General features: G+C 61.4%; 5 protein-coding genes. 3 read left to right on the top strand and 2 right to left on the bottom strand.

What is annotated here, in order from left to right; all coding sequences use genetic code 11:
* Window positions 1-50: 50 nt before the first annotated feature.
* A complete protein-coding gene (locus E3O57_RS02230; RefSeq protein ID WP_103478986.1) occupies window positions 51-821 on the bottom strand; it encodes a hypothetical protein in 771 nt (256 codons plus the stop codon).
* 74 nt (window positions 822-895) lie between these two features.
* Here E3O57_RS02230 and E3O57_RS02235 point away from each other — a divergent pair, with 74 nt between their 5' ends.
* A complete protein-coding gene (locus E3O57_RS02235) occupies window positions 896-1,384 on the top strand; it encodes a DUF1801 domain-containing protein (RefSeq protein ID WP_103478987.1) in 489 nt (162 codons plus the stop codon).
* A gap of 113 nt (window positions 1,385-1,497) precedes the next feature.
* Here E3O57_RS02235 and E3O57_RS02240 read toward each other — a convergent pair whose 3' ends face one another.
* Complete coding sequence (locus tag E3O57_RS02240; protein ID WP_133159740.1) at window positions 1,498-2,490, bottom strand: protein kinase; 993 nt, start codon at window positions 2,488-2,490, stop codon at window positions 1,498-1,500.
* 1,019 nt (window positions 2,491-3,509) lie between these two features.
* Between E3O57_RS02240 and E3O57_RS02245 the strand changes: the two genes are divergently transcribed.
* On the top strand, window positions 3,510-6,560 hold the full coding sequence (locus tag E3O57_RS02245) for an RNA 2'-phosphotransferase (protein ID WP_133159741.1): 3,051 nt from the start codon (window positions 3,510-3,512) through the stop codon (window positions 6,558-6,560).
* 415 nt (window positions 6,561-6,975) lie between these two features.
* Window positions 6,976-10,491: a MobF family relaxase gene (gene mobF, locus E3O57_RS02250; RefSeq protein ID WP_103479179.1), complete on the top strand. Its 3,516-nt coding sequence runs from the start codon at window positions 6,976-6,978 to the stop codon at window positions 10,489-10,491.
* The last annotated feature ends 174 nt before the right edge of the window (window positions 10,492-10,665 follow it).

Below are 10,665 nucleotides of genomic sequence, written 5' to 3' on the forward strand. Positions count from 1 at the left end.
CAATCGTTCCATCCTCGAAAGCGGAAGGACGTCCGCAACTTTTTTGGCAGTCATCCTGTGGGGCTGTCCTTCTCGTTGTACGCGGTCTTGCCTTCGTCCAAGTCGCTCATCTCGTTGTGTTGTTCTGTCGTGACTTCCGCCTCCACCGCGAGTGTCAGCGCACGCTCTGCCTCGGCGCCGAGCTGATGCTCGGCGAGAAGCGCCCGCGCGGCGGACAAGTCGGGGGCTGCGTTCGCTCCGATTCGCGATTGGAGTTCAGCGCGGTAGAGGAGCGCCTCGAACACTTCGATCGGGGGCGCGTCGGGGTGCCGGCCGAGGCCGGCGTCGAGGACCGCGATCGCCTGGACTTCGTCGCCGCGCGAGTCGCCCTGCCGGGCGGCGACGTCGATCACCCGGAGGAGGCCGGAGCGCCGTTCTGCCGGGTCGTCCTCCGATGATCCGTGCCGGTAGAAGCGGAGCCAGTTGCCGCCTACATCCACGACCGAGAACCCGGTCGCGGTGCCGGCCTTGCGCCGCGGGGGGAGCAGGCGCGGGATGCCCTTGATCGGGACCTTACCGAATCGTTCCCGCAGCCCGGCCTTGAACGCCTCATGGCGGTCACCGGGTTCTGCGACGGTGATGATGGCGCTCCCGTACGAGGTCGCCGGGTCGAAGCCGTCCATGGCGAACAGGTGGATCGCGATGTCGTCCAGCTCGACCACCGCGCTGGCATAGGGGCGGTGCTGCTCGAAAGTGACGGTGAAACCGAGCGCGGTATAGAAATCGAGCGCGTCGTCCAGATCGGAGCAGGGCAACACCGGGTAGGTCCGTTCGCCGGTCATTCGATCATCCTGCGCCAAAAATCGAGCGCACGCAATCGGCCCGTCTGCGGCGGAGGGCGGATTATCATCTCGCCATGGACAGCAATGAGATCGGCAAGAGCGAGGTCCGAAAGCCGACCATGGGCACGGCCGGGGGCGATGCTGCTTGGACGCTGCCGGAAGCCATGACAGGCAGGGCGAGCCCCGCGAAAGCTGCGGTCGGCGATGAGCCGGTATTCGCCTACATCGCCAGCCTCCCGCAGCCGCAACGCGGCATCGCCGAAGCGATCGATGCGCTTGCGGCCAAGACACTGCCCGATCTCCAGCGCTCCGTGAAGTGGGGCATGGCGTATTACGGCGTCGGCGACGGCTGGTGCTTCAGCTGCGGAGGCTTCGCCGGTCACGTCGAGCTCATGTTCATCAATGGCGCGGCGCTCGAGCCGGTACCGCCGGTGACGCCGGTGGGGATGGGTAAGTCGACGCGGGGTGTGGAACTCGAGTCCATAGACGACCTCGATGATCGCCAATTAGAGGCGTGGATGAAACAAGTCGCGTTAGTGCCGGGTGCCGGAGGGAAGCGTTAGTTCCGAGTTTCTAGCACCCGAGAAAGGGTGGACGGGGACGGTATGAAACACACGAATTGAATTGTCGTCAAGCTGGCATTGGGAACAAAGCGCCTAAGGGCCATGTCGGGCTCTCAAGAGGCCGCAAGGTCATTGGCTGTATCAAAGCGTGCTCTGGCCTCCCGAGTTGAAAAACTAGAGGTATCGAAGTCCGGATATCCAACTGGCCGTCGCCAGCCGTTCGCGCTTCTCTTCTTCAGGGAGATTCTCATTCCGTCGGTGAGTGGTTTGGCCTCCATTCGATACTTTTGGGCGGGAGTCGCGTGGTGGGTCGCTTCCCAGACACCGGCACCGTTGGAATTCCAGTTGGCAATTCGAATCCGTCCCAGCGCTTCGTCCAATTGTTTGGCTTCCTGGAAACGCTTCTTGGGATCAATATGAGTTGCCTTTGCTATGACCTTTCGAAGACTGGTAGGCGTCCAAATCGGCAGCTCAAGATCTTCGGCATGAAGGGGCACTTTGCCAGCTTCAAGGTCGGAAACGATATCGGCGCGATTGTAGTTTTCGTACCTGAACCTTCCACCCAGGAGCTCTCGAAGGACCAGGCCCATTGAGTAAAGGTCGCTGGCCGCTGTTAATACGCCAGTTGTTAAGAGTTCTGGCGGGCTATAGATCGTTGGGTTGTTGACGGCGACGACCTCGCCGAATTTGTCAAATCGACCGGCGACGCCGAGGTCAGCGATCAAAGCGTGTACACGGTCATCTGCGAGCAGGATATTCCCGCTTTTGATGTCGCGATGAGCGATTCTGTGTCCAACATGTAGTTCTCGCAGGCCACGTAAGGCCGCCTGTGTGATCAGAACTGCATCATGGGTGGAAAAGACTTCGCCGCGCAAAAGCACATCGGTTATGCTTCCTCGCTTGTAATACGGAGTGATGATCTCGATAACTCGCATTGTGGGATCGTTCACGTAGTTGTCGACCTCAACGGCGCTGATCACATCAACTACGTTGCGGTGGCTGATTTGTTGAAGGGTGGCCGCTTCCGGAAGGCTGCTCTCATCGACCATCGACAAATCAATGCGTTTTCCCACCCTGTCGCATTCAAGGAGTTCATCGCGGTACAACCGCACTTCGTTTATGCCTTCAGGAATGCTTCCGAGCGACTCGAAAGGTAATCGAAGGACAACTGCTCTGGACAACCCGATGTCTGTCAGTTCGCAAGAAGCTGGCTATGGAGCGTAGCTGTCGCGTATGCGTCTGCCAGGCCGGTAGTCCAATACGCCGGTGACGATTCGAATCCGACATCTGTCGAGTCCAGTTGGGACAGGTCTTTCAGGGAAAAGTGCTTCCTAACTGACGTCGGTTTCAACAAGTCGTAGGATGATCTTTCTTCGACGCACGCGTACATTACGGCGCTGATCGCGAGAATCCGTGTCGTGGCATGTGCATAGGTCCATTGCGAATATTTCGACGTCTCGAGGAGACCAACGGCGTCCACGTTCCAATCACGTAGGTCCTGGCGAACGCGATCTTTAAGGTCAACTAGCTGGTCCGCGCCCTCATAGTTGTCGGAGAACTTCAGTCGGTCGGACGCCCCTACAATCCGCTGCGGGAAGCCGGAGCCGTCTTGGAGCGAGACACACGCCAAATGAATGAAGCCCGACTGAATATGTACCCCCACGACATTCATGAGTACAGCATGGCAGCTGCGAGTGGCGAACGAGACCATGCCCGTCCGGAGGCCGCGGACAATTGCAGCATGGTCCGTTGAACGCTCGCGGCCACGGTTGACTGATGCCTCGATTTGCCTGTCCGCGGAAAGTGTCGATGGTGTGCCATGTCGTTGATGCTTATCGATGTCAGTGATTGCGTCTTCGTTCCGAACGAAGTGTGGGGCCCCTGAACTGGTGACGAGCAAATGGCCGATGATCGAGTTGGGCTTCGATATCGTTCAGGTTGAACGGGGATTCCACCCGTCATCGGCGTTGTCGTAAGACTCGTCATTACTGTCGCTGAGATCGCCGGGTGCGAAGCAACGGCATAGATAGGTGTGGGACTGAGCTGTGGCATATCTGGAGAATCGTCCTCGCGACGAAAGTGATGTCGCGTTGTACTTGTGCAACCGCGTCGTTGGAGGACAGGAGTGACAATTCCCACGCCCGCGGAGCTAGTCGCGCGCCTTGGAGGTCCTCGTGAGGAGCCAACCATCCGGACGATTGTGCTGCAACTGCAGGCCAACTTCCCGCACGTTGTCCGGTCTATTGAACGCATCGATATCAGCCTTCTGCCATCCGTCAAAGCGTGGATCGAGTTGGAAGGAGCGGCCGCGGTTGCTCAATGGGTCGGCAGAGATACCACTCCTGCGGTGTTGGCGAGTCTGTGGACCATGGGGCGCCAGCTCATTGCGGCGAATTTGCTGTCAGCTCTCATCAAGGAGCAACGGTTATGTACGCAGGGCGACGGCATGGGGGCATACTTGCGATCGTCCAGCGGTTCGTACGCCAACAACCTCTTGGCCGCCAGACGCGCGGTCGCGGCCGCACTTGTCCAGAACGTCTATGTAGTGCCGTTTCACAAACCAGTTGTACTCACACGAGCGGCCAATCTGGCGCGTGGATATTTGCAGGAACTCATCTGTATCGCTCCAGGGACCGATGGTCTCTCTTGGTCGAACGAAAATCGCCACGCCGCGGAGCGCGACTTCGGAAAGGTTGTCGTAGTAGCGGCAAGGTTCTCTACCGTCGAGGTCGGCCACCTGGAAACAGCTCTTGGCTATCTCCGGGCATCGGCGGAGCGATCGTCAGATATCACTGCTGCCTCGTATCATCTTGAGGCGAGCCTCGAGATGTATAGGTCAAGCAATGACAAGAACGTTCTTACAGATATTGCGGGTTGGATCGCGACACAGCACGTACCCGACAACGATTGGGGCACCTGGCATCTAAACGTCGCAGAGGTCTGGTTGAACCTCATCGAGCATGCTCAAACAGAACGAGGGCGGCTGAGTTTTCTGGCTAAAGCTCGAGCGTCATTGGCGAAGCTGAATGAGATCGACCTGGACCTCGCGTTCGAAGTTCGATTCCGGATGCTGGCCGCAATCGCTGAGTTCCTCGCAAATCGGTCCACGCTCTTGAGCGACCTGACACTTCGAGGCATGAAGCTCCCATTCGCCTTGCGTGTTACAAATACCGACATGCCGCCCATTCTCTTTCAAGCGGCAGATGCACTTGTAGGAGCACTCGCTCCAGCCGCAAATCGTGGGCAGTACGCGTACCGTGATTCGCTTGCAGATTTGCTGTCCCGTCTGGCGCGGCACGATAAGACGGGGACGGAACGAGCAAACCGGCTGCGGGAAGCGATTCGCCTGCGCAATCCGGTCGCACAAAAGGACGCCCTGGCGGGAATGCGATCCCGACTTGCGCAGGCCCAGGATTACCTGTTCCTCGCGCGACTTGAATCAGCATCAGACCTGCGCCGGCGGGGCGTAGATATTTTGATTGAGCAGCACATGGCGGATGACGGGGCGCCATCGCCCCTAGTGTTGCTTGCGACCGAAATCGAAGAACACGGTGCACTCTCGAGCGTTCGGGCGGTGGCGTCAATGAACGTCGAGTTGTTGAGCGCGGTCAGATCGGGCGATTCCGTGGCGATCCTTCGGATGGCGGCCAAATGCGCCCTCGCCAGTCCGGAGTTGCGTCGGAGAGGGCTAGGCGGCCGTGGTGGCGTAGTCACGGTAGATGACTACTCCGGCGTATCGGGGCAGACATTCATTCTTAAGGACATGTCGCTCGAGAGCCAACAACGTGACCTCTCGCGAGCGCAGGCCTTGAGTGTCGACATTCGTGGAGCCCAGCTTGAAGCTTGGTTCGGTGTTGTTGAGCACCTCATGAGTGAGCACATTGACGGACATGAAAGCGGAGTGGAGCACGTCATCAGTGTCCGACGTTATCTGAGCGGCAAAACCCTTAGGGCCGCACTGGAAGAGCGGACGCAGTCACCCTCGCGATTACTGAAATCGTGCGTCGAATTCTTGGCGTTTATCCACGCAAATGAGGCGAAACGTGTGCAGCCCCGCCACGTCCGCCGTGAGATCAAGACGAAAGAATTAGGGCGGTGGCTCAAGACTGTCACGCCAAGAAGCGAGGAGTCGTTCGAGAAATGGTGGGCGCTAGTTGAATCCATGCCTGCGCTCCCGCGACGCGACGCGCATTCGCTCAACTGGCTTGTTGATAGTGAGTCTCGCATCCTTGCAGTGGACCTCGAGACGGTTGGGTCCAGGCCTGCAATGTACGAGGTTGCACAACTCATTGACGATTGGCCGATCTATGCAGCCGACGACTGGGCGGTTCGTAATGAGTTGCATTCATGCTACGTCCGAGCTCTCAAGAAATTTGGTGTCGATATCGACTTCGAATTCAGCCTGAAGGCGTATCAAGCCAGCACTGCAGCGCGCGCTGTCAGTCTCTTGACCGACCCGACTGGGACAAACTCCCTTCGGCTACACGGCTTCAGACTCTTGAAGGAGCTTGCGTCAGAGTCCGATTTCCCTGACGTCGCAGCGTGGGCGCAGGACATCGCAGCGGCATGGTCGATCAAGGCCGGGCTATCTGACCCGACTCGGTTCAGCTCGATTTCGCCAGCTGACAAGACGCGGATTAGCAAAGCTATGGCGTTCCATCTCAGGCACGATGCCGATGCGTTCGTTAGTCGTGGGGGGTGGATGTTTGCCGAGGACCTCGCAGAGAAGCTCCAGGCCAGCGGTCACCGGGTAACACCGGAGCAGTTGCTGGTCGTCGCCGGTGCAATGGGCGAGACCCGATTCGAGTTGGACGGTCTGGAGATTCGCGCTCTGTATGGCCACTCTGTAGATATGCGCATCGAATACGCCGAAGCGAGGGCTCCCAAGGTTCTTTACCACGCAACCACCAATGACAACCTGGCGTCGATCTTCGAGGCGCGTGCGGGACTTCGGCCGATGTCGAGGGTTTATGTTCATCTCAGCGACACGCCCGAAGCCGCAATCCAGGTGGGTGCCCGACGTGGGGCTCCGGTGCAACTGCTGGGCGTTGACCCAATAGGTGCGAGCGGGCTGGTATTCGCAGGTGCAAGCACGTGGCTCGCCAAAGCGGTCAAGTCCACTTCGTTGTCGGTTATGACAGTTGTTGAGCGCGTCGCGCTTGAACTAGAGGATTAGCAAATGATTCTTGGGTACAAGAGAAGATCGCTGGAGGCGCCACAACCGGAGTACTCCTTGATGTAGTCGACTCTCAGCCTGAATGAGACGTCAGTCCAGAACTTATGGTGGACCAGACCATTGCCGCGTTCGGAGGAAGAAATTGCCGACGTTCTGCGGGCGCAACCAAATTTCGAAGATGACGGTGAGCATCGAGCGCGAATACCCCGGCACAAGGCGCGCGTGACTCGGATCGCACTTTGGCGTTCTGGAATTGAAGTCAGACGGTCCAGCGCACTCGGTGGCGGAGCGCCTGAGCCTGTCTCCACCTCTCACCGGCCTTCTCGTCACCCCGTATTTGAATTACCACGCCTCTTGCAGATCGAGGCGGCACACCTCCTAAGTAACAATGAAGGAGGCCGCGGTGACGGTGTCGATGCGGGTGATGAGCGCCGGCGATGGCTACAAGTACCTACTTCGCACCGTTGCCGCCGGTGACGGGCAGCGGTCGCTGTCCACGCCGTTGACTCGCTACTACAGTGCGAAGGGCACGCCGTTGACTCGCTACTACAGTGCGAAGGGCACGCCGCCCGGTCGATGGATGGGAAGCGGTCTGCTGGGGCTCGGCTCGGGTCGCATCCTTGAAGGCGCCGAGGTGACGGAGGCCCAGCTGCAAAGACTAATCGGGCTGGGGCGAGACCCGGTCGATGAGGCAACGCTCGGTCGCGCCTATCCCGACTACCAGAGGCCAGCTGAGCCTGCACCGCCCAGCGCTCAGGAGACTGCTACCCGGCGGCGTGCGGTGGCGGGGTATGACTTCACGTTCTCGATTCCGAAGTCGGCGAGCATCCTCTGGGGCGTGGCAGACGCAGCGACACAGGAGCGGATTGTGCAGGCGCATCATGCTGCGGTTTCCGAGGTGGTCGCATTTATGGAGCGCGAGGTCGCGGCGACGCGGACAGGAATCACGGCGTACGACGGAGCCGTGGCGCAAGTTGATGTCACGGGCTTGATCGCCACAGCGTTCGACCATTTCGACAGCCGGGCCGGCGACCCGCACCTGCACACGCACGTGGTGATAAGCAACAAGGTGCAAACCGTGCTCGACGGCAAGTGGCGCTCGCTCGACGGCCGACCGATGCACGCCGCCGTCGTCGCGCTCTCCGAACTACACGAGTCCTTGTTCGCGGACGCCTTGACGCAATCACTGGGCGTGCGGTGGGAGATGCGGGAGCGGGGGAGGGATCGCCACCCCTACTTGTCGATCAGTTCGGTTCCGGAGGCACTCGTGGCGGAATTCTCGGCGCGGTCGCGGCACATCGATATCGCGACTGACGCGCTCATCGACGCCTACCTGGACCGGCACGGCCACCGGCCAGGACCGGTGACCATCATGAAGCTCCGCGCACAGGCGACACTCTCCACGAGGCCCGCGAAGGAGATGCGCTCGCTCGCTGAACTCACCGCGGCGTGGCGCGAACGCGCGGAGCGAGTGCTCGGCGAGGACGCGACGATATGGGCGTCGGCGGCATTTGCAACCTCCCTGGCGCCCGTGTTGCGGGCCGAGGACATGGCGCGGGAAGCGATCAATGAGATCGGGACGAGAGTGATGACCGCGGTGAGCGAGAAACGTGCGACCTGGCGGCATTGGAATCTCGCCGCCGAGGCAGCACGCCAGCTGGCGCAGCACCGGTTCGCCTCGGCGTCGGACCGCGAAGCCGTCATTGGCCTCGTCGTGGATGCCGCCGAGCGGGCCTCGTTGCGGATCACCCCACCCGAGCTCGCGCCGACCCCTCCTTCGTTCCTGCGAACCGACGGCACGTCCGTCTTCCGCCCGAAGCACGCCACCGTCTTCACCTCTACGGAACTGCTCGATGCCGAGGCTCGGCTGCTGGAGCGTGCCGCGGACGTAACCGGCCCCCGAATCGCCCCGGCCACGCTTCGTGCCACCTCACCCAAGCAACTGCCTGGTGGCGTCGTGCTTGCCGACGACCAGCTTGCCGCGCTCAGTTCTATCGCCGGCTCGGAGCGAGTCGTCGATGTCCTGGTGGGTCCGGCCGGTGCCGGGAAGACCACTGCGATGAACGCGCTTCGGCAGGCGTGGGAGGCAGCGCACCATGCGGGCTCCGTGGTGGGGCTCGCCCCTTCGGCCGCCGCCGCTCAAGTCTTGGCAGAAGATCTCGGCATCCCAACCGAGAACCTGGCGAAGTGGTGGCAGAACCACCTCGACCACGAAGAGACCTTCCACACCGGTCAACTCGTCATCGTCGACGAGGCCTCGTTGGCGGGCACCCTGTCCTTGGACCGGATCACCGCGGTTGCCGCGAGGGTCGGTGCCAAGGTTCTGCTGGTTGGCGACTACGCGCAGCTCCACTCGGTGGATGCCGGAGGTGCCTTTTCGATGCTGGTCCACAACCGGGCGGATGCCCCCGAGCTCGTCGATGTGCACCGCTTCACACATGAGTGGGAGAAGACAGCCTCCCTCGGACTCCGCCAGGGCGACCCCGACGCGATCGACCAGTACATCGCACACGCCAGAGTGAGTGGCGGTGACACCGATTCGATGACGGATGCCGCCTACATCGCCTGGCGCGCGGACACCCGAGTCGGCAGGGCGACGCTACTGATCAGCGACTCGAACGAGGCGGTCGCCGCGCTGAACGCGCGCGCCCGCACAGAACTCATCCTCGAGGGTCGCGTCGACGCAGTCCGAGAAGTCGTACTCCACGACGGGAACCGAGCGGCTGTTGGCGACACTGTGATCACCCGCCGAAACGACCGTCAGCTGCGCACCTCCCGAACCTGGGTGCGGAACGGAGACAGGTGGACCGTGACCGGGGTACGCCAAAACGGCTCAGTCGACGTCCGCCGGCACGGCCGTCATTGGGGGAGCACAGTGCGGCTTCCCGCGGACTACACCAACCACCACCTCGAACTCGGGTACGCCGTCACTTCGCACCGCGCGCAGGGCATCACAACCGACACCGCGCACGTCGTCGTGACCGCTGGCATGACACGCGAGAACCTCTACGTGGCAATGACGCGTGGCCGCGAAGCGAACACCGCCTTCGTCGCCGTCGACCGACCCGATGTGGCCCATGGCGGGCCGCGATGGGGCGACGATAAGGATGCGACGGCTCGCAGTGTCCTTTGCGGGGTATTGCAGCACGTCGGCGCCGAACTGTCCGCGCACGAGACGATCGAGGCACAACAGGATGTCTGGGGTTCTGTGGCTCAACTCGCGGCTGAGTACGAGACCATCGCGGCAGCCGCGCAGCACGACAGATGGGCGGCATTGGTGCGCGGTAGTGGGCTCTCGCCCGGGCAGGCCGATGAGGTCATCAAGTCACCTGCGTTCGAGGCCCTGAGTGCGGGCCTTCGGCGAGCCGAAGCCCACCACCTCGACGTCGGGAGGCTGCTTGCTCGAGCAGCCGGAGCACGCGGGTTCGAGGACGCCGAGGACGTGGCGGCCGTTCTGCGCTCCCGGGTAACGACGGCGGTCGCGCGTGACGCCCGCGCGGGTAGAGCGCGCAGGACGCCGCGGCTTATCGTGGGGCTCATCCCGGAGGCGATCGGACCGATGGTTGCGGAGATGCGCCAGGCCCTCGATGAGCGCCGCGACCTGATCGAAGCGCGAGCGCGTTCCGTGCTCGACGACGCGCTGCTCGCAGGAGAAGTGTGGACTCGAGATCTTGGTGCCGTCCCACCTCGATGGGCGTTGACCGCTTGGAAACGGCACGCTCGGACGGTTGCGGCATACCGGGACCGCTTCGCAATCGTCGGTGGGAGTGCGCTCGGCCCGGTCGCGCAAACCATTGCCCAACAATTCGATGCCGCTCGCGCTCGTGTCGCACTCGGGGTTGCCCAACGGCTTGCACAGGAACCGAACGCATTTGTAGCACAGCGTACGAGCATCACCGCGGGCCCGCCACTTGCTCGCCTTCGGATCTAGACGAGCGGGACCTGCGTGCCCGCATTGCTTAGCCTCGGAGCAAGGGGAGGAATCGCCCTCTGATTCCGGGCGAAGATGACACCTGGCATCCGTCGCGATCTGAGACTTCTGATTCTCGAGAATTTCCATCTGGGCGCCTATCGGCCGGGAGCCACCAATGGTTTTTCCGGGTGC

It is taken from the genome of Cryobacterium sp. TMN-39-2, from assembly GCF_004402745.1.
Lineage (GTDB): Bacteria > Actinomycetota > Actinomycetes > Actinomycetales > Microbacteriaceae > Cryobacterium > Cryobacterium zongtaii.

Bases quoted from the DNA above. Each gene is read 5' to 3' on its own strand.
- E3O57_RS02230 (WP_103478986.1), bottom strand. From the start codon at position 821: ATGACCGGCGAACGGACCTACCCGGTGTTGCCCTGCTCCGATCTGGAC.
- E3O57_RS02235 (WP_103478987.1), top strand. From the start codon at position 896: ATGGACAGCAATGAGATCGGCAAGAGCGAGGTCCGAAAGCCGACCATG.
- mobF (WP_103479179.1), top strand. From the start codon at position 6,976: ATGCGGGTGATGAGCGCCGGCGATGGCTACAAGTACCTACTTCGCACC.